This is a genomic window from Flavobacterium daejeonense DSM 17708 (genome assembly GCF_000425425.1).
GTDB classification, from domain to species: domain Bacteria; phylum Bacteroidota; class Bacteroidia; order Flavobacteriales; family Flavobacteriaceae; genus Flavobacterium; species Flavobacterium daejeonense.
Genome location: NZ_AUDK01000006.1, coordinates 1 through 26,043 on the forward strand (window position 1 = coordinate 1; position 26,043 = coordinate 26,043).

Annotated in this window: 23 protein-coding genes and 1 tRNA gene; 19 read left to right on the plus strand and 5 right to left on the minus strand. The window is 35.9% G+C overall.

Annotation, left to right across the window (positions count from 1 at the left end; translation table 11 throughout):
• On the minus strand, window positions 1-298 hold a 298-nt coding region (locus H599_RS0106705; protein ID WP_026713424.1), incomplete at its 3' end, for a transposase.
• Window positions 299-387: 89 nt separating this feature from the next.
• Window positions 388-1,791, minus strand: a complete 1,404-nt coding sequence (gene lpdA, locus H599_RS0106710) for a dihydrolipoyl dehydrogenase (RefSeq protein ID WP_026713425.1) — start codon at window positions 1,789-1,791, stop codon at window positions 388-390.
• Between the two features lie 272 nt (window positions 1,792-2,063).
• Here lpdA and H599_RS0106715 point away from each other — a divergent pair, with 272 nt between their 5' ends.
• Window positions 2,064-4,235 carry a S9 family peptidase gene (locus tag H599_RS0106715; protein WP_026713426.1) on the plus strand — a complete coding sequence of 724 codons (2,172 nt, stop codon included), beginning with the start codon at window positions 2,064-2,066 and terminating at the stop codon, window positions 4,233-4,235.
• A 45-nt stretch (window positions 4,236-4,280) separates the two neighbouring features.
• Here H599_RS0106715 and H599_RS0106720 read toward each other — a convergent pair whose 3' ends face one another.
• Complete coding sequence (locus H599_RS0106720) at window positions 4,281-7,202, minus strand: FAD-binding and (Fe-S)-binding domain-containing protein (protein WP_026713427.1); 2,922 nt, start codon at window positions 7,200-7,202, stop codon at window positions 4,281-4,283.
• 427 nt (window positions 7,203-7,629) lie between these two features.
• Between H599_RS0106720 and H599_RS19300 the strand changes: the two genes are divergently transcribed.
• The 14 genes from H599_RS19300 to H599_RS0106790 all read left to right on the plus strand — a co-directional run bounded on the left by H599_RS19300 (window position 7,630) and on the right by H599_RS0106790 (window position 22,415).
• Window positions 7,630-9,162 carry a glycoside hydrolase family 10 protein gene (locus tag H599_RS19300; protein ID WP_035141283.1) on the plus strand — a complete coding sequence of 511 codons (1,533 nt, stop codon included), beginning with the start codon at window positions 7,630-7,632 and terminating at the stop codon, window positions 9,160-9,162.
• A 19-nt stretch (window positions 9,163-9,181) separates the two neighbouring features.
• Window positions 9,182-10,459 (plus strand): MFS transporter, encoded by a 1,278-nt coding sequence (locus H599_RS0106730; protein ID WP_026713428.1) that lies wholly within the window; start codon window positions 9,182-9,184, stop codon window positions 10,457-10,459.
• A gap of 158 nt (window positions 10,460-10,617) precedes the next feature.
• Entirely contained in the window at window positions 10,618-12,216 is a 1,599-nt protein-coding gene (locus tag H599_RS0106735; protein ID WP_026713429.1) for a glycoside hydrolase family 3 protein, read from the plus strand.
• Window positions 12,217-12,350: 134 nt separating this feature from the next.
• Window positions 12,351-12,989, plus strand: coding sequence for a peroxiredoxin (locus tag H599_RS0106740; RefSeq protein ID WP_026713430.1), 639 nt, complete (start codon window positions 12,351-12,353; stop codon window positions 12,987-12,989).
• Between the two features lie 147 nt (window positions 12,990-13,136).
• The gene (locus H599_RS0106745; RefSeq protein WP_026713431.1) at window positions 13,137-13,445 is read left to right on the plus strand and encodes a thioredoxin family protein; all 309 of its coding nucleotides are present in this window, start codon (window positions 13,137-13,139) and stop codon (window positions 13,443-13,445) included.
• 91 nt (window positions 13,446-13,536) lie between these two features.
• Window positions 13,537-13,794 carry a DUF6952 family protein gene (locus H599_RS0106750; RefSeq protein ID WP_026713432.1) on the plus strand — a complete coding sequence of 86 codons (258 nt, stop codon included), beginning with the start codon at window positions 13,537-13,539 and terminating at the stop codon, window positions 13,792-13,794.
• Between the two features lie 186 nt (window positions 13,795-13,980).
• Window positions 13,981-14,478, plus strand: coding sequence for a thiol peroxidase (gene tpx / locus H599_RS0106755; protein ID WP_026713433.1), 498 nt, complete (start codon window positions 13,981-13,983; stop codon window positions 14,476-14,478).
• Between the two features lie 10 nt (window positions 14,479-14,488).
• Complete coding sequence (locus tag H599_RS0106760) at window positions 14,489-14,863, plus strand: diacylglycerol kinase (RefSeq protein WP_026713434.1); 375 nt, start codon at window positions 14,489-14,491, stop codon at window positions 14,861-14,863.
• A 22-nt stretch (window positions 14,864-14,885) separates the two neighbouring features.
• On the plus strand, window positions 14,886-17,333 hold the full coding sequence (locus H599_RS0106765) for a DNA translocase FtsK (RefSeq protein ID WP_026713435.1): 2,448 nt from the start codon (window positions 14,886-14,888) through the stop codon (window positions 17,331-17,333).
• 4 nt (window positions 17,334-17,337) lie between these two features.
• Window positions 17,338-17,979, plus strand: coding sequence for a LolA family protein (locus H599_RS0106770; protein ID WP_155960754.1), 642 nt, complete (start codon window positions 17,338-17,340; stop codon window positions 17,977-17,979).
• Window positions 17,980-17,987: 8 nt separating this feature from the next.
• Complete coding sequence (locus tag H599_RS0106775) at window positions 17,988-19,445, plus strand: LptF/LptG family permease (RefSeq protein WP_026713437.1); 1,458 nt, start codon at window positions 17,988-17,990, stop codon at window positions 19,443-19,445.
• Between the two features lies 1 nt (window position 19,446).
• On the plus strand, window positions 19,447-20,580 hold the full coding sequence (gene ribB / locus H599_RS0106780; protein WP_026713438.1) for a 3,4-dihydroxy-2-butanone-4-phosphate synthase: 1,134 nt from the start codon (window positions 19,447-19,449) through the stop codon (window positions 20,578-20,580).
• A gap of 156 nt (window positions 20,581-20,736) precedes the next feature.
• Window positions 20,737-20,821 (plus strand) — tRNA-Ser (locus H599_RS0106785).
• Window positions 20,822-21,101: 280 nt separating this feature from the next.
• Window positions 21,102-22,415, plus strand: a complete 1,314-nt coding sequence (locus H599_RS0106790; RefSeq protein ID WP_026713439.1) for a site-specific integrase — start codon at window positions 21,102-21,104, stop codon at window positions 22,413-22,415.
• 13 nt (window positions 22,416-22,428) lie between these two features.
• Here the strand turns inward: H599_RS0106790 and H599_RS0106795 are convergent, their stop codons facing one another.
• Window positions 22,429-22,746 carry a hypothetical protein gene (locus tag H599_RS0106795; protein ID WP_026713440.1) on the minus strand — a complete coding sequence of 106 codons (318 nt, stop codon included), beginning with the start codon at window positions 22,744-22,746 and terminating at the stop codon, window positions 22,429-22,431.
• Window positions 22,730-23,008, minus strand: a complete 279-nt coding sequence (locus H599_RS0106800) for a hypothetical protein (RefSeq protein WP_026713441.1) — start codon at window positions 23,006-23,008, stop codon at window positions 22,730-22,732. The genes H599_RS0106795 and H599_RS0106800 overlap by 17 nt, the downstream gene beginning before the upstream one ends.
• Window positions 23,009-23,768: 760 nt before the next feature.
• Between H599_RS0106800 and H599_RS0106805 the strand changes: the two genes are divergently transcribed.
• From H599_RS0106805 to H599_RS0106820, 4 genes are read left to right on the plus strand one after another with little or no spacing between them, the layout of a single operon-like run.
• Window positions 23,769-24,161 carry a single-stranded DNA-binding protein gene (locus H599_RS0106805; RefSeq protein ID WP_026713442.1) on the plus strand — a complete coding sequence of 131 codons (393 nt, stop codon included), beginning with the start codon at window positions 23,769-23,771 and terminating at the stop codon, window positions 24,159-24,161.
• Window positions 24,162-24,204: 43 nt separating this feature from the next.
• Complete coding sequence (locus H599_RS0106810) at window positions 24,205-25,299, plus strand: DUF932 domain-containing protein (protein WP_026713443.1); 1,095 nt, start codon at window positions 24,205-24,207, stop codon at window positions 25,297-25,299.
• Window positions 25,286-25,489 carry a hypothetical protein gene (locus H599_RS0106815; RefSeq protein ID WP_026713444.1) on the plus strand — a complete coding sequence of 68 codons (204 nt, stop codon included), beginning with the start codon at window positions 25,286-25,288 and terminating at the stop codon, window positions 25,487-25,489. Before H599_RS0106810 ends, H599_RS0106815 begins: the two co-directional genes overlap by 14 nt.
• Window positions 25,490-25,492: 3 nt before the next feature.
• Complete coding sequence (locus H599_RS0106820) at window positions 25,493-26,029, plus strand: PRTRC system protein E (protein ID WP_026713445.1); 537 nt, start codon at window positions 25,493-25,495, stop codon at window positions 26,027-26,029.
• Window positions 26,030-26,043: the final 14 nt, after the last annotated feature.

A 26,043-nucleotide genomic window follows, 5' to 3' on the forward strand; every position in this document is an offset into this window, starting at 1 on the left:
ATTGGAAAATAGATGAGCTAGGAACTTCAAATTTTATACTGGCATCTAAAAGAGATAAATTATTTGATATAAGATATTTAACAACTTTTAGTTTAAAATCTAAACTAAAAACTGTTTTAGTCTTATTGATTTTTAAACCTAAAATTCCTTTGGATTTGTATAATCCAACCCATCTTCTAAGAAGCGAATGATCTATACCAACTTCTTTCGAAATAGCACCATAAGAACGATGATCATTAGTGTGCTTTAAAACTTGTTCAAGTTTGAATTCTGATGAAAATTTTCTTTTTTCTCTCATAAAAAATGCCCCAAATAGTGTCTAACTTTTTGGGGCATGTTCAAAATAAGTTTATCGGGACGGGTTTTTAATTATTTTAGTTACACTTATTAAACGTGTAAAGCTCTGTTATCCGTTGCTGCTAAAGCCGCTTCTTTTACCGCTTCCGCAAATGTAGGATGCGCGTGAGACATTCTTGAAATATCTTCAGCAGAAGCTTTGTATTCCATAGCTACTACCGCCTCAGCAATTAAATCGGCTGTTCTGGCTCCAATCATGTGAATTCCTAAAACTTCATCCGTTTTAGCATCCGCTAAAATTTTCACAAAACCATCTAAATCGGCACTTGCTCTGGCACGTCCTAAAGCTTTAAATGGAAAACTTCCTGATTTGTAAGCTACTCCTGCCGCTTTCAATTGCTCTTCTGTTTGTCCAACAGCAGCAACTTCAGGCCAGGTATAAACAACTCCAGGAATTAAATTATAATCGATATGTGGTTTTTGTCCCGCTAAGATTTCAGCAACCATAGTTCCTTCTTCTTCTGCTTTGTGCGCTAACATTGCTCCACGAACAACGTCACCGATAGCATAAATATTAGAAGCTGAAGTTTGTAAATGATCGTTTACTTCAACCTGACCTCTTTCTGAAATTTTAACACCAGCTGCTTCAGCATTCAATCCATCTGTATAAGGACGACGACCCACAGAAACTAATGAATAATCTCCTTCTAAAGTAATTACTTCTCCTTTTGCATTTTCAGCTTTCACAGTAACAACATCACCAGCTCTTTCTACTGATTGTACTTTGTGAGAAGTGTAGAATTTCATTCCTTGTTTTTTCAATACTTTTGTCAATTCTTTAGACAAAGCTCCATCCATTCCAGGAATAATTCTGTCCATGAATTCCACTACAGAAACCTGAGCTCCAAGACGCAAGTAAACTTGACCTAATTCGATTCCGATAACTCCCCCACCAATAATAACTAGGTGTTTTGGTACTTCTTTTAATTTTAAAGCTTCGGTAGAAGTAATAATTCTTTCTTTGTCAATTTGGATAAAAGGCAAAGAAGACGGTTTAGAACCGGTAGCGATAATTACATTTTTAGCTTCAATAGTTTCAGAAGTTCCGTCAGCTTTTGCAACAGCAACATGTGTAGCATCTACAAAAGAACCTAATCCTTCAAAAACCGTAATCTTATTTTTATCCATTAAGAATTTTACTCCGCCTGAAGTTTGATCCACAACTGCCTGTTTACGGGCAATCATTTTCTCTAAGTTGATTTTCACATCTCCGGCAACCTCAATTCCGTGATCGGCAAAATGAGCAATTTCGGCATAATGATGTGAAGAAGACAACAAAGCTTTTGAAGGAATACATCCTACATTCAAACAAGTTCCTCCTAATGTGGAATATTTTTCGATAATAGCTGTTTTGAAGCCTAGTTGCGCACAACGAATCGCTGATACATATCCTCCAGGTCCCGAACCTATAACGACTACGTCAAATGAATTCATAGTATATTTTGTTTTTTATTATTTTTTAAAATGTCGAAGAGCAAAAATAGGGAATTCTGCGCTGTTTAAAGTTTAAAGTTTAGGATATTTTGTTACAAAATAATAAAACTAAACAGCATAAAATATTTAATTCTAGCTTAAACTCATTATTTTATTAACAAACAACACCTCTTTTAGAATATTATTTTCAAAAACTTAAAATTTGAATACCACAAGCTTCTACTCCATCCCAATTAGTTATTTTTGTTGAGTAATATTAAAAAATCACATTGATGAAAAAATACATTTTAGGATTTTTACTAGTGGGAAGTCTAGCCATGGGGCAAAACTTAAGCATTGAAGAAACCGTAACCGGAAGCAGAAAGTTTGCACCTGCCACTTTAGTCGCCCAACAATGGAGAAAAGACAGTAAAGCAATTACTTTTTTAAGTAATGATTATACCCGTTTGATGGAAAAAAACGAAAAAGACGATTGGAAATCAACTACTCTGGCAAGCAAATCTGAACTGGAAACAGCTTTAAAAGAACAAATAAAATCGGATGAATTTGCGCTACGAATGTTTCCTTATACTATCGAATGGAAAACTGCCAATACATTTGAAACAGAAATTGCAGGAAAAAACAACAATTACCAAGTAAGCTATGACGTTGAAACTAAAAAAATCACTCATATTATTAGCTATCCTAAAGAAGGAACAGAAGCCAAAATTGCTCAAAATGATAATGTTGCCTGGTTAAAAGAGAACAATATTCGTATTTCGACTCCTTCCGGAAAAATTTTAGAAGTAACTAATGACACGAACAAAGACATTGTTAACGGTTCTAATTATGTACATCGTCAGGAATTTGGTATCGACAGAGGAATGTGGTGGAACGAAACCGGAAGCCAACTGGCCTATTACCGTAAAGACCAATCTATGGTGGGCGATTATCCGATTATTAACTGGAACGAACGCGAAGCCGTAAACAACAACATCAAATATCCGATGGCAGGTATGACCAGCGAAAATGTAACTGTTGTAGTTTATGACGTAGCCACTCAAAAAAATACAACCTTGCAAACCGTTGAACCAAAAGAGCAATATCTGACAATGGTTAGCTGGGATCCTTCCGGAAAATACATTTACATCGGGATTTTAAACCGCGAGCAAAATCATTTGAAACTAAACCAGTACAATGCGCAAACAGGTGCATTTGTAAAAACCTTATTCGAAGAAAAAGCTTCAACCTGGGTAGAGCCTTTACATGCATTGACTTTTGTCCCAAATCATCCGAATCAATTTATTTACCAAACCGATAATTTGGGTTACAACCAAATGTATTTGTACAATACCGACGGAAAATTGCTTAAAAACCTAGGTCACAAAGAGATTATTGTAAAAGAAATGCTTGGATTTGACAACAGCGGAACAAAAATCAACTACATCGGAGTGACTAATTCCGGTTTGGACAGCCAATTGTTTCAAGTAAATTTAAAATCAGGAAAAACAACACAATTGACTTCGGTTGCCGGAGTTCATGCTGCTTCGATTTCTTCGGATGGAACTTTAATTTTAGACCAATACAGCAACCTTGAAACGCCAAATGTCATAGCCGTTTTAGAAACTAAAAATCCTTCCAAATCTACGGTGTTGGTAAAAGCAGAAAATCCGTTTAGTAACAAAATCGATTTACCTAAAATAAAAATGGTTGATTTGGTTTCAGCAGATGGAAAAACACCTTTACATGGCCGAATCATTTATCCGGCTCATTTTGATGCGACTAAAAAATATCCGGTAATGGTATATCTTTATGGCGGCTCGCACGCACAATTGGTTAATAATAAATGGTTAACAGGAGCCAGCTATTTTGATTTATACATGGCACAACAGGGGTATGTGGTATTTACGATAGACAACCGTGGAAGTGATAACCGTGGAAAGAAATTCTGTGATGTCAACCACCTAAAATTGGGAGTCAACGAAATGGCTGACCAAATGAAAGGGATCGAATTCCTGAAATCGAAGTCTTTTGTAGATGCTGACCGAATTGGAGTTTTTGGATGGAGTTTTGGCGGTTTCATGACTACTTCTTTAATGACCAGTCAGCCAGATACTTTTAAAGCAGGTGTTGCCGGAGGTCCGGTAATTGACTGGAAATATTACGAAATCATGTATGGCGAAAGATACATGGATACGCCACAGGAAAATCCGGAAGGTTATGCTAAAACTTCTTTGTTGGACAAAGCCAAAAACCTAAAAGGCCGATTATTGATTATTCACGGCGCCCAGGATCCGGTTGTGGTGCAACAACACAGCATGAACTTTATCGAAACCTGTATCAAAGCCGGAAAACAAGTGGATTACTTTTTATACCCAAACCACGAGCATAATGTAATGGGCTACGACAGAATTCACATGTATGCTAAAATTGCTGATTATTTTAATACTCATTTGAAAAAATAAACGATACTCCATATCGAAGCATAGCTTTGTATTTGTTATTGAAATTTAATTCTTCAAACAACTTTTTAAAATACTCACCGGATGCTGTGCTTTTCGGCTGGTTCCGTCAAAAATCTGATGACGACAGGAAGTTCCTGCTGCGGCAATCGCTACATTTTCATCAGTAGCTCTGATTTTGGGGAATAAGGTGTCTTCCCCCATTTTCATACTAATATCATAATGCTCGGCTTCATAACCAAAAGAGCCCGCCATTCCGCAACAACCGGAATTGTAAATGGTCACCGTATTGTTTTTTGGCACATTCAGCATGGTAAAAGTAGCTTCAACAGCACTCAGTGATTTTTGGTGACAATGACCGTGAATTTTAATTTGTTTTTCGTTAGTCGAAAATTGTCCGGCATGAATGTGTCCAGCTAAAATTTCTTTTTTGAAAAACTCTTCAATCGTCAGTACATTTTTGGCTAATTCCTGAGCCGCGGTTTTATCTTCAGCCAAACGCAAATATTCGTCTCTAAACGTCAATATCGCCGATGGTTCTATTCCTATCAACGGACAATCCTCTGAAATTATCGGAGCAAAAGTCGCCACATTTTTCACTGCCAGCATTTTGGCTTCTTCTAAAAATCCTTTTGAAAGATAGGCTCTTCCGCTTTCTTCATGTTCCACGGTAATGACTTCGTAACCTAAGGCATTCAACAATTCGAAAGCATCAATCCCTACATTCACATCATAATAATTGGTAAATTCATCGCAGAATAACACTACTTTTTTAGAATTGCTATTGACATTGCCATTGTTATTGACTTTATTATTGCTCAACCACTTTCTAAATGTTTGTTTGGCCAAATGTGGCACTTCACGCTCAGGAGCAATTCCCATCGCTTTTTTTACCAATGAAAGATTCGAAACAATATTCGTCAACGAAGGAAACATACTTCCCATTTTATTCATCTTGGCATTGTTAGCAAACAATTTATTACGCAATGAAAAGCCATTCGTTTTTTGATATTGGTACAAAAATTCCGCTTTTAAAGTCGCCACATCCACATTAGACGGACATTCACTGGCACAGGCTTTACAGCTCACGCACAACTCAAAAACCTCATATAATTCCTTATGATTGAATTTATTTTCCTTGTCCGAATGCGTTAAATATTCCCGCAAAGCATTCGCTCTGGCGCGGGTAGTATCTTTTTCGTTCCTTGTAGCGCGATAACTCGGACATAAAGTTCCTCCCGCCGACGGCATTTTGCGACAATCACCCGAACCGTTACATTTTTCGGCAGCTCTTAAAATTCCTAAGCTATCTGAGAAATCCTGAATGGTTTCAATTTCCGGTTCTACTCTGCCCGCTTCAAAACGGAAATTTTCGTCCATTTTTAAGGCATTGACAATTTTCCCCATATTCAAAACCGAATTTGGGTCGAAAGCCAATTTCAGTCTTTTGAGCAATTCATAATTTTTTTCGCCAATCATATAAGGCAAAAATTCGCCTCGCACAATTCCGTCACCATGTTCCCCACTCAAAGAACCACGATATTTTTTGACTAAATGTGCTACTTCGGTAGCAATATTTCGAAACTGATAAACACCTTCTCTGGTCTTTAAATTCAACACCGGACGCAGGTGTAATTCGCCCGCTCCGGCATGCGCATAATAAATCGCCGACTGTCCGTGACGCTGCATCATCGCCGAAAAATCGGCTATATAATTCGGTAAATCACTCAATTCAACAGCGGTATCTTCAATAGAATCGGCGGCTTTGTCATCACCTACAATACTTCCTAAAAGTCCTAATCCGGCTTTACGCAATTCGTTTACTTTTTCAATATCGGCGCCGTATAATTTTGGCGAAGCATATCCAAATTTGTTCGCTTCTAAATCTCTGATTAAATCATCCGCTTGCTTTTCGGCTTCTTCCATACTGATGTACGAACCAACCTCAAACATCATAATCGCTTTGGGTTCGCCCTGAATAAAAAAGCGGTTTTTGCTTTGCTCTTTATTATGTTTGGTACAATCCAAAATAGTATCATCAATCATTTCACAGGTGTATAAATGGTGTTTCATGGCCACCATAACTGCTTCCAAACTTTCCTGAATACTGTCAAAATGCGTCACCACCATAATATTATTCGATGGTGGCAAATCGTCAACTTTCAATGTAACTTCGGTCGTAATGGCTAAGGTTCCTTCGCTTCCGCAAAGCAATTTGCCCACATTTATCGTAGGTTCTGTTCCGCCAAACAAATCCGATTGCAACAAAATATCTACTGCATATCCGGTATTACGACGGTGAATTTCCGGTTTTGGAAATTCATTTTTAATCTCCTGCTGCTGTGCTTCAATAGATAATTCTTCATACAATTTTCTGTAAATGGCACTTTCTAAAGAATCGCCTTTGGTTTTTTCTAAAAATTCTGCTGAAGTAATGGTGCTAAAAACCGCTTTCGAACCATCAGCAAGCACGGCTTTGATTTCCACAATTTTATCTCGGGTTACTCCGTAACGAATAGAAGTCGTCCCCGAAGAATTATTCCCAACCATTCCGCCAATCATACAACGATTTGAAGTAGAAGTATTTGGTCCAAAGAAAACTCCGTGTGGTTTTAAATACAAATTCAGTTCGTCCCGAATGACTCCCGGTTGCACGGTTACAATCTTCTTTTCGGCATCAAAACCGATAATTTGAGTAAAATATTTAGACACATCTACCACAATTCCGTCCCCAATAGTTTGTCCCGCAAGCGAAGTTCCGGCAGTTCGGGGAATCAAAGTCGTTTTATGTTCGTTGGCAAATTTTACTAATCGAACAATGTCTTCATCCGATTTAGGCAAGGCTACCGCCAAAGGAATAATACGATAAGCCGAGGCATCCGTTGCGTATAAAGTTTTATGAAGATTATCATATAAAAGTGTTCCTTCTAACGAATCGGCCAATTGCTCTAAAGCTTGTGAATGCGACATAACAGAATTATCTTTTGTGTATTTAATAAAGTTCTAAATTTATTTTGACAAATATAAATATACCCATCGGGTGAAACTGTTTTTTGCTGATAAATTTTCGTCAGTTCGAGTGATTTTCTCCCGAAGCCTCGGGAAGAAAATTGTATCGAGAACGAGAAAATTTATCAGCAGAAACGGTTCTCGATACATTTTTTACTTCATTGCATTACGCAAAAAACACTCGAACTGACGTTTTTGATAATTTTCACCCAACGAGCTCTATTTTTAATATTTTAATTATTTAATCGAATTATAAAGAAAGAAAAAGCAGTACTTTTTGTTTTGGCAAAAAAATTGTTGTACTAAAACTACAGGAAAATTAATCCTATTTTATCTGATAAACTTCGCTAAAAAAACTATTTTTGATAGCTGTAAAACATTTTATTCAATGAATCCCAAAAAAATCTTCTGCCTTTTTATTACGGTTTTTCTAATGTCTTTTGGCTACAGTCAGGCTCAAATGAAACCGTTAAAACCTAAAAACGAATTCAGAGCCGTTTGGATTGCAACGGTTGCCAACATTGACTGGCCCATTAAAAACACTGATTCGGTTGCCAAACAAAAAGCCGATTTCATTGAAATTTTAAACACTTACAAACGTCTTAATTATAATGTAGTTATTGTGCAAATTCGTTCCTGCGGAGATGCGATGTATCCTACTAATTTAGCTCCCTGGTCAAAATATTTAACCGGAAAACAGGGACTCGCTCCTTATCCTTTTTACGATCCTTTGGACTGGATGATTCAGGAAGCACACCAACGCGGATTTGAATTTCACGCCTGGTTCAATCCGTATCGTGCGACGATGGATTTGAATATTTCCGAATTGAGTCCAAACCATGATGTTATCAAACACCCGGACTGGATGATTAAATATGCCGGAAAATATTATTACAATCCGGCGCTTCCGGAAGTTCAGACACATTTAATTAACGTAATCAATGAAGTTGTGACTAAATACGACATCGATGCGGTTCACTTTGACGATTATTTTTATCCTTATCGCGTAAAAGGAGAAGAATTTAACGATACTGCCGCTTACAAAAAGTACGGAAACGGCATGAATCGTGAGGACTGGCGTCGTGATAACGTAAATACCTATTTGAAAAACACTTATGCTTCCATCAAAAAAATCAAACCCTGGGTACAGTTTGGAATCAGTCCGTTTGGCGTTTGGCGTAATAAATCAGTAGATCCAAAAGGTTCCGACACACAGGCCGGACAAACCAATTATGATGATTTGTATGCTGATCCAATGGCGTGGATGGATGGAAATTATATCGATTATCTGTTACCACAATTATACTGGAGTATTGACCACAAAACCGCTTCTTATGCCAAATTAAGCAAATGGTGGTCAGAAAACACTAATAAAAACACCGCACTTTACATTGGAAACGGCAGTTATAAAATCAATGCCGATTCGGATAAAAAATGGTTTAATCCAAATGAAATTCCGAATCAAATTGACTTAACCCGAAGCTTTTCGAACATCAACGGAAATGCTTTTTTCAGCGCCAAATCATTTGTCAACAAAAATCAGGCGGTAACCAATTTATTAAAAGACAACCAATACGAATATCCGGCGTTACCTTATGTAGTACCTAATTCCAGAAGAGAAGTTTTAGATATCCCAAACATCACCAATATCAATAACCAAAGTGCTAACACTATTGTAACTATAAAATATCCTGTTCAAAGCAAAATCCGTTACGTAATGGTTTACGGAAGTACCAATAAAGAATTAATTGACACTAGCAATCCAAAACAAATTATTGACAAAATTGCTTTCAAAGAAACTCAGGACAGTATTGCGATTAGCATTCCTAAATTATACCTGGAAAAACACAACAATTGCGCGGTTACTTTTGTGGATTATTTTGGAAACGAAAGTCAGGCAACCTTATTAAAAGCAAAATAACCAAACTACCACCAAACAAATGAATACAGAAAATAAACCCTGGTACTGGATTCCGGTGCTAAACTTTGCTTCCGGCTTACCTTATGCCATCATTATTTCGGTTTCGGTCATTATGTACAAAAATCTCGGCATCAGCAATGAAGACATTGGTCTCTATACCAGCTGGCTTTATCTGCCTTGGGTAATCAAACCACTTTGGAGTCCGTTTATCGATTTGTATGCAACCAAAAGAAAGTGGTTTTTAGCCATGCAATTAGTGATTTCAATTGCTTTTTTAGCTGTAGGTTTCAGCATCCCGACCAATTCTTTTTTCATAGTAAGTCTGGCTATTTTTTGGGTAGCAGCTTTTGCTTCAGCTTCTAATGATGTGGCGAGTGATGGCTTTTATCTTTTAGCTTTGACCAAAGACCAACAATCCTTTTTTCTGGGAATACGCAGTACTTTTTACCGACTATCAATGCTTACCGGAAACGGATTGATTGTTATCATTGGCGGTTATTTAGAACAGCAATATGGCACCCCACAAAAAGCCTGGTCTTATACCATGATTATTGTGGGCTTACTAATGACCTTGCTTACCGTCTATAATTTTTTTGCTACGCCAAAAACAGAAACTGCATCTCAAACTGAAACTTCAAAAACACATTCAAAAGCTAATTTCTTTTCGGTTTTTTCCAGTTTTTTTCAAAAGAAACAAATCGGTTTAGTTCTGGCTTTTATCTTGTTGTTTCGCTTAGGCGAATCACAATTATTAAAAATGCTGACTCCTTTTTTGATTGATGACATCAAAGTGGGCGGACTCGGACTGACCACTCAGGATGTTGGGGTAATTTATGGAACTTTTGGCGTTTTAGCCCTAACCATTGGAGGAATTTTGGGCGGAATTGCCATTTCTAAACACGGTTTAGGCAAATGGATGTTGCCTATGATTTTGGCCATGCATTTACCTATTCTTGGTTTTGTTTCGTTGGCTCATTTTCATCCGACTTCTATTTATTACGTTTACATTACAGTTGTAGCGGAACAATTTGGTTACGGCTTTGGTTTTGCTGCTTTTATGATGTATCTGATTTATGTTGCCGAAGGAGAATCAAAAACTTCCCATTATGCTATTGCCACCGGATTTATGGCTTTAGGAATGATGTTGCCGGGCATGGCAAGCGGTTATATTCAGGAATATTTAGGTTATGGTAATTTCTTTATCTGGGTTTTTATTGCAACCATTCCGGGATTAATTTTATCAAGATTTTTGATTTACCCAAAGGATTTTGGGAAGAAAGTAGAAGAAAAAAAATAGCACGCTGATGATCCCGATTTACTTCGTAAAGACGCTGATAAAAACGGAATTAAAACCACTCAACTTACACAAATAAAAATAATTTTAAAAATCCGTTTTTATCTGCGTTTTCGCTTTTGCGAAGCCGTTTTATCCGTGTACCAACAATTCTCAATCTTATGACCTTAGAACATAAAATAGGACAATTCTTTTTCCCTGCGGTTTTTATCAATGATACTGAAGAAAACATTCAGGCAACTGAAGAATTGATTCGGAAATACAACATAGGTGGTTTGACTTTTTTTCACAGTCGCGCCAGTGCTGCGACGAATTATGAAGCCAAGCAAAAAATAACTTTTAACGATGACAGTTACAACCGCTTAAAAGAATTAATTGTCCGTTATCAAAAATGCGCTTCCACTCCTCTTTTGATGAGCATTGATGCCGAATGGGGACTTGCCATGCGTGTGGAAAAAACACCGCAATATCCGTATGCCATTACATTGGGAGCTTTGCCGGAAAACAAAAAGGATTTGGTTTACGAAGTTGGAAAACAAATTGCCTACGATTTAAAATCGGCTGGAATTCATTATAATTTGGCTCCTTTGGCTGACATCAACAATAATCCTGACAATCCTGTTATTGGGTATCGTTCTTTTGGTGAAAACAAAGAAAAAGTAGCCGATTTTGCGTTAGAATATTTACGCGGAATGAGCGATGCCGGTGTTTTAGGCTGTTTGAAACATTTTCCGGGACACGGAAACACCAGTGTGGATTCGCATTTGGGATTGCCTGTTTTAGAAGAAAACTTAGAGCAATTATTGGCTAACGAATTATATCCTTTTATCAAAGGAATTAAAAATGGTATCGATTCGATCATGATTGGACATTTGGCAGTTCCGGCTTTGAATGAAGGGAAAAATACTTCGGCAACTTTGTCTAAAAACATTATTCAAAAATTACTCCGGGAACAATTAGGTTATGATGGTTTGGTCATTTCGGATGCACTGAATATGCACAGCGTTTCGAAATTATTTGATACCAAAGGACAACTGGAATGGGAAGCTTTCCACGCCGGAAATGATGTACTTTGCTTTGCCGAAAATGTCCCTGAAGGGATTCAGGCGATTTTAGAAAATGCAACTGAAAAACGCATCAACGAAAGTTTCAACCGAATTTGGAAATGCAAGGAAAAAACAGGTTTGTTCAATTCAGGAACGACTAACAACTTTAGTCTGAATTTTGAAAAAGCTTCTCAACTAAACAAACAAATTGCCCAATACAGTATTACAAAAATTCAGGATCACATTGATTTTGAAACCATAAAAAATGCAAGTCAGGAACAAAATATTGCGCTACTTTCGTTTTACCAACCCACAAATAATGATTTTTCTGCCATGATTCAGGCGGCATTAAACTGTGCGGAATGCAACGTGACTTCGGTTGATGATTTTGACTTTTCAGCAATTGAAGACGGACTTGATTCTTTTGAGTACCTTATCATTTCTTTGTTTGTTCCAAAAGCCAAACCTTTAAATCGTTTTGAAATTGACGAAACTGTTTTAAATACTTTAGAAAAATTATTAGCCACCAAAAAATGTCTGATTTATGTTTTTGGAAATCCTTATGCGTTGCCATTAATTCCCAATTTATCCAAGGCATTAAGAGTGATTGAAGTTTATCAGGACTTTAAAGAATTTCAAATTTTGGCGGCACATCAATTTTTATCCGATACCGAATACTACGGACAACTTCCGGTTCAAATTGAGATTCAATAACTTATAGACAAATCAGCGCAAACAATAATCAAAAATTATTATTAAATAAATATTAATAATCAGGTATTATTGTAATTAGTTTTTTTTAAAACTTATTTTTGCACCAACAAATAATAACTTAAAAAACAAATACTATGTCATTAGTAGGAAAAAAATTTCCAAGCATTGCAGTTGACGCCATTTCTGAAATGGGTGATAATTTAAAAATCAACATCTTTGAAGAAGCAGTAAACAACAACAAAAAAGTACTTTTATTCTGGTACCCAAAAGATTTTACTTTTGTTTGTCCAACAGAATTACACGCTTTTCAAGCTGCTTTACCAGAATTTGAAAAAAGAAACACTGTCGTAATCGGAGCTTCTTGTGATACTAACGAAGTACACTTCGCCTGGTTAAACACAGCAAAAAACAACGGTGGAATTGAAGGTGTAACTTACCCACTTTTAGCGGATACAACAAGAAACTTATCAAGTATCTTAGGAATTTTAGATATCGAATCTTCTGAATACAATGAAGAAACTGATACAGTACTTCTTGAAGGTTCAAACGTAACTTACAGAGCTACTTACTTAATTGACGAAACTGGAAAAATTTTCCACGAAAGTGTTAATGATATGCCATTAGGACGTAACGTAAACGAATACTTGCGTATGGTTGACGCTTACACGCACATCCAACAAAAAGGTGAAGTTTGTCCTGCTAACTGGGAAGCTGGTAAAGAAGCAATGACTGCTGACAGAAACAGTACTGCTGCTTACTTGAGCGCAAACTAATTTTTTATTAAGTTACAGAGGTTCAAAGTTGCAAAGCTTCTAAGAATTTCAATTCTTAATAAATACTACTTTTAAAGTCCGGAGATTCTAAGGACTAAAACTTTGGAACTTAGAATCTCAGCGACTTAGTAACTTAAAAATAAAAATATGTTAATCGAATTAAACGAAGATACTTTAGCCAATTTAGTGGCTGAAAACAATAAAGTGGTAGTTCAATTTTCGGCTTCCTGGTGTGGAAACTGCCGTATTATGAAACCAAAATTCAAAAAATTAGCAACTGAAAACGAAGACATGACTTTTGTTTTAGTAGATGCTGAAAATTCTCCGGAATCCAGAAAATTAGCCAATGTAAGCAACCTGCCCACTTTTGCTACTTTCGTAAACGGACAATTGGTAAACGAAACCCAAACTAACAAACAGGAAGTTTTAATCGAATTAGTAAACGAAATCGCTTAATTTGATAAAATCGTTTAACCGTTTAATTGTTCAATCGAATAACAATCCACGATTCAACAATTAAACGATTCAACAAATAAACAATTAGAAAATGAAACTACCTGTAATCAAACATCTGACTCAGTTTATCGAAGAAAACGATCAGGATTACATCATCGAAACTATCGAAGTGCTGGAAGCTTTAACCGAAGTTTCTTCACTTAAAGACGAAGAATTGGATGTAATTGGCGAATTAATTTCAAATATGTACGGCGCTCTGGAAGTTGATAAACTCATTAAAAACGGAACCGATAAAAAAGAAGCGCTCAATACTTTTATGAAAAGAGTATTAGGTTCTATAGACAAATAAGACTTTTTTAAACCCTAAAAAGCAGCTCAAAAATGCATCTCGGACAGTTGCATTTTTTTGCGTTTACTCCTATTTCTCAATCCTTCACTGAGTTAAATTCCTCCCTTATTGATTTAAAATCTTAAATCATAAATCCCAATTCTTAAATAATTTTCATACTTTTGAAGCTCATTAAAAAACTTAATTATGGCTTCAATCACATTAGGAGGAAATCCAATAAACACTGTAGGTGAATTACCAAAAGTAGGCTCAAAACTTGCCGATTTTAAATTAGTAAAAAACGATCTTTCTGTTGCTTCATTAAGCGATTTCAGCGGAAAAAAATTAGTTTTAAATATTTTCCCAAGTATTGACACAGGAACCTGTGCTACATCTGTTAGAAAATTTAACGAAACAGCTGCAAAATTAGAAAACACAACCGTTTTATGTATTTCAAGAGATTTGCCTTTTGCTCAAAAACGTTTTTGTGGAGCCGAAGGAATTGAAAATGTAGAAAATTTATCTGATTTTCAGGATGGTGCTTTCGGGAAAACGAACGGATTAGAAATCGCTGACGGCGCTTTAAAAGGATTACACTCCAGAGTAATCATTGTTGCCGATGCTGACGGTACTATTTTACACACAGAACAGGTTTCTGAAATTGCTAATGAACCAAATTACGAAGCTGCATTGGCAGTACTTTAATATTTAATTAATGGCATTTCAAAAAGACAATACCTTCATTACCGGAAGATTTAAAAGTGTTGGTTTTGCTGTAAAAGGCGCAATAAAACTTATCACAACAGAACACAGTGTAATGGTTCAGTTATCTTTAGGAGTAATCCTTACTATTACCGGGTTTATCATCGGATTGAATCAAACAGAGTGGCTTTTTCAAACTTTAGCTATCGGATTAGTTTTAAGTATCGAAGGTTTAAACACCGCTATTGAAAAAGTAGCCGATTTTATTCATCCGGATTACCACGAAAGAATTGGTTTTATAAAAGACATCGCTGCCGGATCTGTATTTTTTGCAGCATTAACAGCAATAATCATTGGTTTAATCATATACGTACCTCACTTTATTTAAGAGGTTTAGTTACATTTACAGAATGGCAAAAACAACAAAAAAAGAGACTTTAGACCCGAACAACAATTCCAAAACTAAGGTTTTAAAATCATGGGAAATAAGCAAACAGCAAAAAACCATCCTAGGTTGCCTGCTCATTTTATTTTCTGTTGCTTTATTAGTTGCTTTTGTTTCTTTCTATATTTATGGACAGGAAGATCAAAGTGCTGTTCTGGAAATTACTAACAGAACAGAAACTGTAAAAAATTGGCTGGGAAAGTTTGGTGCTTTCTTAGCCAATTTAATAGTCTATCAAGGATTTGGACTGGCATCTTTCTTATTTGTTCGCTTATTATTCCTGAGCGGAATCTTTTTAATTTTAGGTCTTTCAAGCCGAAAACTCAAAAACATCTGGTTTTGGGATTTATTCGTAATGATTAATTTATCGGTTTTGTTTGGCTTTTTTGCTACTTCATTACCAGAATTAGGCGGAACTATTGGTTACGAACTCAACTTATTTTTACAGGATTACATTGGAAAAACCGGTACTTTATTGTTACTAACTTTTGGAATTCTTATTTATGTTATTTTCAAAATGAAATTATCTCCTGAAAAGGTGCAGTCTTATTTTGAAAATAAGAAAAAAGAAAGTATTTCAACAGAAAATCCCGTAGTTGCTTCAAATACTGACAGCGCTTACAATCTGGAAGAATTTGCTGTAACCGAAGAAGAGGAAGAACCAACAGCAGAAGCCGTTGCCGAAAAAATTCCCGAGTTCAAGCCTTCTCAATTCGAAATTAACAAAGAAGCATTAAAACCAACTATTAGTCATGCTTCTGAAATTAATCTGAATCCAATTTCAAAGCCCTTAACTGTTGAAAAAACAGAAGCTGTTGCAAATAATGACTTTGTTATCGAAGCTGCTGAAGAAGAAGAAGTGGTAGAAGAAAACTTAGCCGCCCGTTTGGTTTCTGATTTTGGATTATTCGACCCAACTTTGGATTTATCCAATTATAAATACCCGACGATTGATTTATTAAAAGAATATTCAACCGGCGGAATCACCATCAATCAGGAAGAATTAGAAGAAAACAAAAACAAAATTGTTGATACGCTTCGCAATTATAAAATTGAAATTGCCCAAATCAAAGCTACCGTAGGACCTTCGGTAACTTTATACGAAATTGTTCCTGAAGCAGGTATCCGAATTTCTAAAATTAAGAGTTTAGAGGATGATATTGCTTTATCACTTTCGGCTCTTGGAATTCGTATCATTGCTCCTATTCCCGGAAAAGGAACCATCGGTATCGAAGTTCCAAACAAAACTCCAACTATGGTTTCGATGAAATCAGTAATTGGTTCGACTAAATTTCAGGAAGCTGAAATGGAACTTCCGGTTGCACTTGGAAAAACCATTTCCAACGAAACTTTCGTCGTAGATTTAGCAAAAATGCCTCACCTTTTGATGGCAGGAGCTACCGGACAGGGAAAATCGGTTGGATTGAATGCGGTTTTAACTTCCTTGTTATACAAAAAACATCCTGCTGAAGTAAAATTCGTTTTGGTTGACCCTAAAAAAGTAGAATTAACACTTTTTAATAAAATTGAAAGACATTATCTGGCGAAACTTCCGGATGTGGAGGACGCCATTATTACCGATAATGCTAAAGTAATCAACACGCTGAATTCCCTTTGTGTGGAAATGGACAACCGTTATTCTTTATTGAAAGACGCCATGGTGCGTAACATTAAAGAATATAACGAAAAATTCAAATCCCGAAGATTGAATCCGGAAAACGGACACCGATTTTTACCTTATATCATATTGGTTGTCGATGAGTTTGCCGATTTGATTATGACCGCCGGAAAGGAAGTCGAAGTTCCTATTGCACGTTTGGCTCAGTTAGCCCGTGCCATTGGAATTCACTTGATTATTGCTACGCAAAGACCATCGGTAAATGTAATTACAGGTTTGATTAAAGCCAACTTCCCTGCCCGAATTGCTTTTAGAGTAACTTCTAAAATTGATTCCAGAACTATTTTGGATACACAGGGAGCTGACCAGCTAATAGGTCGCGGGGATTTACTGTACACTAACGGAAACGATGTGGTGCGTGTACAATGTGCTTTCATTGACACCCCCGAAGTAGAAAAAATCACTGATTTTATTGGTTCACAAAAAGCTTATGCAACTGCTTATTTACTTCCGGAATATGTTGGCGAAGAGAATGGCATCAATCTTGATATTGATATTTCTGAAAGAGATACCTTGTTCAGAGAAGCTGCCGAAATTATCGTTAACGCGCAACAAGGCTCGGCCTCTTTGCTGCAGCGAAAACTAAAATTGGGTTACAACCGCGCCGGTCGATTAATTGATCAATTAGAAGCCGCCGGTATTGTAGGTCCTTTTGAAGGAAGTAAAGCAAGAGCGGTTAATATTCTGGACATGCAGGCTCTTGATCAGTTTTTTAATAATGAAGAAAATAATTAATACAATGAAAAAGTTTATCCAAATTACATTTATCTTACTAATTTCCTTTGCTGTTCAGGCACAAGACAAAAAAGCCAAAAGCCTTTTAGATCAGGTGACTGCAAAAGTAAAAAGTTATAATAATATTGTAATAGACTTTAAATACTCGCTAAACAACAGTAAAGAAAATATCAATCAGGACAGTAAAGGAAACGTAACCCTGAAAGGCAATCAATATGTATTGAATTTTATGGGAATGACTAAAATTTATGACGGAAAAAAAACTTACACTATTGTTCCTGAAGACGAAGAAATTAATATTTCTACCGTAAACGAAAACGACGATAGCGCGGTTACTCCTTCAAAAATGCTTACTTTTTTTAACAAAGGCTACAAATATTCGATGGATATTTTACAAAATGTAAGAGGAAGAAAAATTCAATACGTAAAATTAATCCCTACGAATCCTAAAGATCAAAGAAAAGAAATTTTATTAGGAATAGATGTGCAAACCAAACACATTTACAACTTAATTGAAACCGGAAAAAAAGGAACTAAAACCACTTTAACCGTTAATTCTTTTAAAACGAATCAGCCTTTATCAAAAAATCAATTTACCTTTGTAGCTAATAAATACCCAAATTACTACATCAATAAATTAGATTAATTCATTACGTGAAAATCCTCGATAAATACTTATTAAAAACATTCCTGATTACATTTACCACGGTATTTGTAATCTTGTTTTTTATATTCATCCTTCAAACCATCTGGCTTTTTATTGCTGAGCTGGCCGGAAAAGACTTAGATGTACCTTTAATTATTAAATTCCTGCTCTTCTCCATGCCCCGAATTGTCCCGTTAGTATTACCCCTTTCGGTATTACTGGCGTCCATCATGACTTTTGGTAATCTTGCCGAAAATTATGAATTTGCAGCTATGAAATCTTCCGGAATTTCTTTACAAAGAGCCATGAGAGGACTTATCATTTTCATTGTTTTTCTAAGCGTAATTGCTTTCTTTTTTGCCAATAATGTGATTCCTTACGCCGAATACAAATTCATTAATTTTCGTAAAAATATTGCCCAGTTAAAACCGGCAATGGCGATTACCGAAGGACAATTTAGCGATGTAGGATATTACAATATCAAAGTCAATAAAAAATCAGGAGAGAACGGTAACAAGCTAAGCGGAATTACGATTCACAAAAAATCGGTTAATGGCGACGGTAGCAAAACCGTAATTAAAGCCAAAAACGGCGAACTGATTAGTAGCGAAAAATCCAGTATATTACAGTTGGTTTTAAACAACGGAAACTACTATGAAGACATTACTCCTAAAAAATATACCGACCGAAAGAAATTTCCGTTTGCCAAAAGTTCGTTCAAAAAATACACTATCAACATCGATTTATCACAGCTCAACAATGTAGATGTTGACGAAGAAAAAGTGGCTAATTCCAATACAATGCTTACTGTAAACGAATTAAGCTACACCTTGGATTCTTTGCAAAAAAATTACAAAACCGAAGTAACTTCTTATTCTGAAAACATCAATTTACGAACTATTATCGAAAATAAAACATTCAATGATTTAGCCAATAAAGAATTGGTTAAAAAAAGAAAAGAACTACCGTCAGACATCTTATCATTATTTGATAATCGTAAAAAAGCCGAAATACTTCGCACTGTCAGCAGCAATTTGAGCAGTATTGGTTATAGCATTGATGGCAGCAAAACAAATTTAGAATCCAAACAAAAAAACATTAACGGTCACTTATTAGCTTTATACGACAAATTTGTGATTGCTTATGGCTGTTTAATGATGTTTTTTATTGGAGCACCACTAGGGGCTATTATTAGAAAAGGAGGACTAGGCTTACCAATCATTTTTGCTGTTTTAATCTTTATTACTTTCCACTTCATTAATACTTTTGGAAAAAGATTTGCTCAACAAAACGGAATGACGCCATTTATGGGAGCCTGGATGTCTTCTTTCGTACTAACTCCGTTAGCCATTTTACTAACATACAGAGCTACCAATGACATTGGTCTGATTAACATGGATGTTGTTCTGGCTCCTCTGCAAAAACTATTTCAAAAACTAATACCTAACAAAAATAAAACTACCTAAAATGGTTAAAGATAAAATACAATTAAACACCATTGAAGAAGCAATTGAAGATATCCGTCAGGGAAAAATTATCTTAGTTGTTGACGACGAAAACAGAGAAAATGAAGGTGATTTTTTGGCTGCTGCCGAAAAAGCAACTCCAGAAATGATCAACTTCATGGCTACTCACGGACGTGGATTAATTTGTGCTCCATTAACAGAAAGCCGTTGTAAAGAACTTGGTCTTAATGTTATGGTGGGCAACAATACCGACCCAATGGAAACCGCTTTCACCGTTTCGGTTGATTTAAGAGGAAAAGGGGTTACCACAGGAATTTCTGCTTCAGACAGAGCCGAAACTATTTTAGCTTTAACTGATCCATCAACTAAACCGCACGATTTAGCCAGACCAGGACACGTTTTCCCATTAATTGCTAAAGAAGGAGGCGTTTTAAGAAGAACCGGTCACACTGAAGCTGCAATCGATTTTGCCCGCTTAGCCGGATTTAAACCAGCAGGTGTAATCGTCGAAGTTATGAATGAAGACGGTACCATGGCTCGCTTACCTCAACTGGTAAAAATTGCTAAAAAATTTGATATTAAAGTGGTTTCAATTGAAGCCCTTGTCGCATACCGAATGCAGCACGACAGTATTATTGTTAAAAAAGAAGATTTTGACATTAGTACCCGTTTTGGAACTTTCCGTTTAAGAGCTTACGAACAAATAACCAACAAGCAAATACACATTGCGCTAACAAAAGGAAATTGGAATTTAGGAGAACCTATTTTAACCCGAATTCATTCTTCTCAGGTGAATAACGACTTATTGGGAACTTTAACTAATAATGTGGACCAACAATTGGATTCGATGTTTCAAATGATCAACGAAAATGGTCGTGGAGCTGTGATTTTCATCAATCAGGATATGACAGCCGTTAATCTTCTTAACCGAATCACAGAATTAAAAACGCTTCAGGCAGAAGGAACAATGAAAGCCCCTAAAGTAGTTATTGACACGAAAGATTACGGAATTGGAGCTCAAATCCTCCACGATCTTGACATTTCTAAAATTCGTTTATTAACAAATTCAGCTCAAACAAAACGTGTAGGAATGATTGGTTACGGATTAGAAATTACTGAATACATCAATTATTAATTCGAATATCTTATAAAGAAAACAGATAATCATCTATAAACAAACCACTTAAAAAACGACTCAAAATAGAGTCATTTTTTTTCTGAAAAAATATTTTTTTATCAGGAAAAACATTCTATATTTGCACTCGCAATCACAAAATGATAGCGACATATTGGAGAAATGGCAGAGTGGTCGATTGCGGCAGTCTTGAAAACTGTTGACTGTAACAGGTCCGGGGGTTCGAATCCCTCTTTCTCCGCTAAAGGCTAAAAAGAGACTTTTCAAAGTTTTCAAAAAAGCCCAAAAAAAGCGGTAAACCCTGCAAATCAAACGATTTGCAGGGTTTTTTCTTTTATATCACTTTTCAATATTTATAAAATCACGCAAAATCTTTATGGCACATTCGTGGCACAGCGTGAAATTTTAAAATTGTGCCACAAAATTTCATCTTAAGTCCTGTTATCATAGGGGTTAAGCAGGTTTATATCTTGTCTAAATTAAGTTATAATTCTACATTTACTAATCTAATAAGTTGAATTATGCTAGAGAAAAGCTTTGGGCTAATTTTCTTTTTGAAAGTACCCCGCCATGAAAGTAACATTAGAACCGTTTATTTCAGGATTACCGTTGATGGTATCCCAAAAGAAGCATCAACCAGACGCCAGTGGGACATTGAGCGCTGGAATCAGAAAACTGAGAGAGCAGTAGGAACAAAAGAAGATGCAAAATCGCTGAATTTTTTCCTGGATTCACTCACTACGAAAATCCATGAAATCAAAACAGAAATTATGTATACAGGAAAACCCATAACCTCCCAAAAAATTATGGATCATGTTATGGGAAGAATAACCCCCAGAGCTCGGGTACTTGAAGAATTTCAAAAACACAATGATGAAATGAAAGCCCTAATTGGTAACGGATATACAGAAGCCACACTAGAGAGATTCAGTATCACTAAAAACCACGTTACAGCTTTCATTAAATTAAAATACAATGCCAGTGATTTTGAATTTGCTGATTTAAATTTTGAATTTATAAAAGATTTTGAGTTCTATCTTCGTACAGTAAGGAAATGCTCAAATAATACCACACTTAAATACATTTCTAACTTCAAGAAAATTGTAATACGAGCCATAGATAAAGAAATCATTATCAAAGATCCATTTAAGAGTTTTAAAGGAAAGAAAACTAAAATTGTAAAGAAGCCTATTTCTGCTAAAGAATTAGCTGAACTTGAAAGACATCAATTTTCAACAGACAGACTTAATACTGTGCGTGATATTTTTGTTTTCCAATGCTATACAGGACTTGCTTACATTGACGCTTTTCAGCTTCAGAGAGCCGACATAAAAGATGGTGTTGACGGAAATCAATGGATTTTATATGAAAGACAGAAAACAAATTCTACGGCAAGAATTCCGCTTCTTCCAAAGGCTATCAAAATTCTTGAAAAATATAAAGACCATCCCTTATGCCTTAAGCGCGGAACCGTACTGCCTGTTTCTTCTAATCAGAAAATGAATGAATACCTTAAAGAAATTGCTGATTTATGCGGTTTTCCCTTCACGCTCAATACGCATATGGCACGCAGAACATTTGGGAGTACAGTAACATTAAATAATAACGTCCCTATTAATGTTGTAAAGGAAATGTTAGGGCATTCATCAGTGAAACAGACGGAAGCTTACGCTATCACAGAACAAGCTACTATAGGTCGGGAAATGACACTTCTGAATAAAAAACTAAAGCTTGAAAAAACTGAAATATCACAGGAAGATTTAAGTACACTTAACAGATTGGAGAATGAAATAGAATTAATTAAAGAGAAATATAATATTTCGACACTATCCTAAAAAAGAAAAGAGGTTATCTCATCGATAACCTCTTTTGATTTAATTCAACTTCACTTCTATAACCTGGATGGTAGGAAGGTTTATACTTAATATACCCCAACTCCTGAAGCTGTTTAAAATATTTATGATAAGTTGGAATTGTATTAATATGTGACAATAACATAATCTTACGTCGGCTGACTCTAATCCTATGTCTCTCCTTCTGCCTATATCCCAAACTTAAAATTGCTGTTAAAATAGCCAAATGCCAAACATTTAGCTGCGGATCATCCATATAAATGGATAATTGATCTATTATTTGGTCTTCTGTTTTACTATTTGTTTGATTCATCTTTAAAAAGTTTTAGCAGATCTTTTTTATTGTAGTAATAGGAACCAAGAACTTTCTTAAATCGGACTTTCTGCGTCATCCTTAAATTCTGTACTGAACCTGCAGAAATATCCAGAAGCTTTCTCACAGCCTTACTTTTCAGCCATTCAAGCTCTAATATTTCGGTTTTATCATTATTATTTTCTTGGATAATAGTTCGCATACTATCAATTAATAATATACCAAACTGTCTTAAATCTTCTTTAGTTACAATCTCCCCCATAACATATCTATTGTTTTTATTTTTTCTTTTTTGGAACAATAGCTTTTTTATCAGCCATTCATATAGCTAATGTAATAGAGTAACAAATAAATAATCGATATGGTGTTCTGAATGGAGTTTTTTGGCTTTAATTGACTCCTACAATAATGTTTATCCAACATATAAACTCAAATCCTAAAAGCACATTTACTCATCCGCTACTCTACTTCATAAAAGAGCTTAATCGGATACCTAATAAAAGCATCTTGAAAAATCCAAATCTTCACCCAAACAGTATTTTTCAAGATCCTTTTATAGGGCTTTCATAGCCATATATTTAGAAAATAATGACACTTAACGTTTTTAGAAATTCTATCTCATTAATTGATTTTTTCAAATCACATTGAACCATTTACTCAATGCCTTTTTAATCACTTCCACTGCTTTTTTAATTCAAGAGCCAGTATGCTGTTTTGTCCCATTTCAAGAGCAAAGGTATTCTAGTGTTCTTAACGCAGAAGCAAGGTCATGCCCTACGGGTTTGTCAAAAAATCTCCACCCATTCGGGTCGTATTTATTTGACAAAACCTTGCTCCTACTAAACACTAACCTTTTATGCTCCTGAAACGAAACAAAGCATACTCCGGCTCTTTAGACGAATAAAAAAAATGTCAATAATGGAAAACAAAAGCATTAGAAATGGTAATAGAGTGAAACGAAACAGCTCCTCCTCTCATTGCCGAATAAATAAAATAAAATTTAACTCTAAAAAGTAAAGATTATGAACATCATCGGAAGACTGACAAGGGATGCAGAGGTACGCACAACGTCAAAGGAAAAACAAGTAGTCAACTTTTCAGTAGCTACAAATGACAGCTATCGCAACAAACAGGGCGAACGCATAGAGCAAACTACCTATTTCGATTGCTCTTACTGGATAAGCCCAAACGTAGTAAAGATGCTAACCAAAGGCACTTTGGTAGAGCTTACAGGTAGAGTTAGCACAAGACCGTGGACAGCTAGTAACGGAGAATTAAGAGCAAGTTTAAACTTCCATACCTCAACTATCAAATTGCACGGAGGCGGTAAAAAAACAGAAATCGCTCAGACAAGCACCAACGAACAGAAAACTAAAACTCCAAATCAGGAAGATGGAGACGATTTACCATTCTAACACAATTCATTTATTTTTTTTCAAATTTTAAAATCTCAATATCATGGCACATAATTTAAATTTCAACGAAAGAACTGGACGTTATTCTTTTTTAAGCGTTCAGGAAAAAGCATGGCACGGTTTAGGACAAATTGTACAAGATTATCCCACAAGTGCAGAAGCAATCCAACATGCAGGACTGGATTATGAGGTAATCAAAAGTCCGCTATACACAAAAGGCTCCAATATCATTGAAAACACAAACAACATAGAAATTAGAGACAACGAACTAAACGTACCTAATTATTTTGCTACTATGCGCACTGATAACAACACCGTTTTGGGTGTAGTAGGTAAAGACTACCATATTGTACAAAATCGGGAGGCTTTTAGTTTTTTTGATGCTATCGTAGGAGGTACTGACGGAATCTTATACGAGACCGCAGGAGCTTTAGGTAATGGAGAACGCATTTTCATAACTGCAAAACTACCTGATTATATCCGTGTGGGTAATGGGAATGACGTAACAGAAAAATATATTTTCCTTACCACTTCGCACGATGGTAGCGGAAGTATTACCGCAGCTTTTACCCCTGTTCGAATTGTTTGCCAAAATACGCTTAATGCTTCACTTCGCAATATGAGTAACGTGGTACGCATCCGCCATACTTCGGGAGCTAAACAACGTTTGGACAATGCCCACAAAGTAATGGGATTGGCAAACGAATTTAGCAATCAATTGGAAAACATCTTCAATGACTGGGCGAAAGTAAAAGTAAGTGATAAGGAGGTAGAAAAATTGATACAGTTGGCACTTTGTCCCAATAAAGAAACCCTAGAGCATATCAAAAAGGGGAATAATGACGAAATCTCCACCGTGTTCAAAAATACTGTTGAAAGTGCTTTTGCTTATGCTATGACTAATGAGACCCAACAAATGGAAACCACAAAAGGAACTTTATTTGGGGCTTATAACGCTGTGACTGGCTACTACCAAAATGTACGCAATTATAAGGATGATGAAGCCAAACTACAATCCATTGTATTAGGGGGTACAGCACAAATAAAGTCACAAAAAGCATTTGAACTGTGTAGTTCATTTGCAAAAATTGGTGCGAACGCTATCAACATAAATTTTTTGATGAATGGAAGTAATTGATTTGAACGGTTGCACTATTGAGGTATCCGACCTTGATGAAGCCATCAAAATAACGGCAGAATACAAAGACTATCAACAGGAGGGTAACGATTTTTCAGATTTCAATGAAAGACAAAAAGCCTATTGGATGGATATGTACGAAAAATTAACGGCAATTAAAAACGGATTAAATAACACTTTAAAAATTTAAGAGATGAACACTAATTTTTTCAATCAGATAGCACAATTAGAAATCACAGGCAATTTACAGCTAACCATATCAAGAGGTGCAGAAAACAAACTGGTTGTTTCTATTCTAATCCAAAACGAACAATGTGGAGACAATGCCAAACAACTAATCCCCCCTCTTAATCTTAGAGGGACAGCAGAAGAACTAGACGAGGGATTTTTTGAAAGTATTGCAGTACCCTTACAAACTGCCTCGGGTTTAATGGTCAACATGGAAGCATACATGAAGCAATTGGAAAACGCCCAAAAGCAATCGGCAATGGAAAAAGAAAAAACCGATAAGGAGAAAAAAGCGAAGGACGAAAAAGAAAAGAAATACAAAGAAGCTATGGCAAAGGCTGATGAATTGGACAACGATGGCAAACCCCGTGATGCCTGGATGAAAGTACCTAATCCTAACGATTATCCTGAATATGCCGAAGCAATACACAAACGTAAAAAGGAACTGTCCGATAAATTCGCTTCGCCTAGTCTTTTCGCAGCAGAGCAAGAAAATGTTTAATCTAAATTGAATCA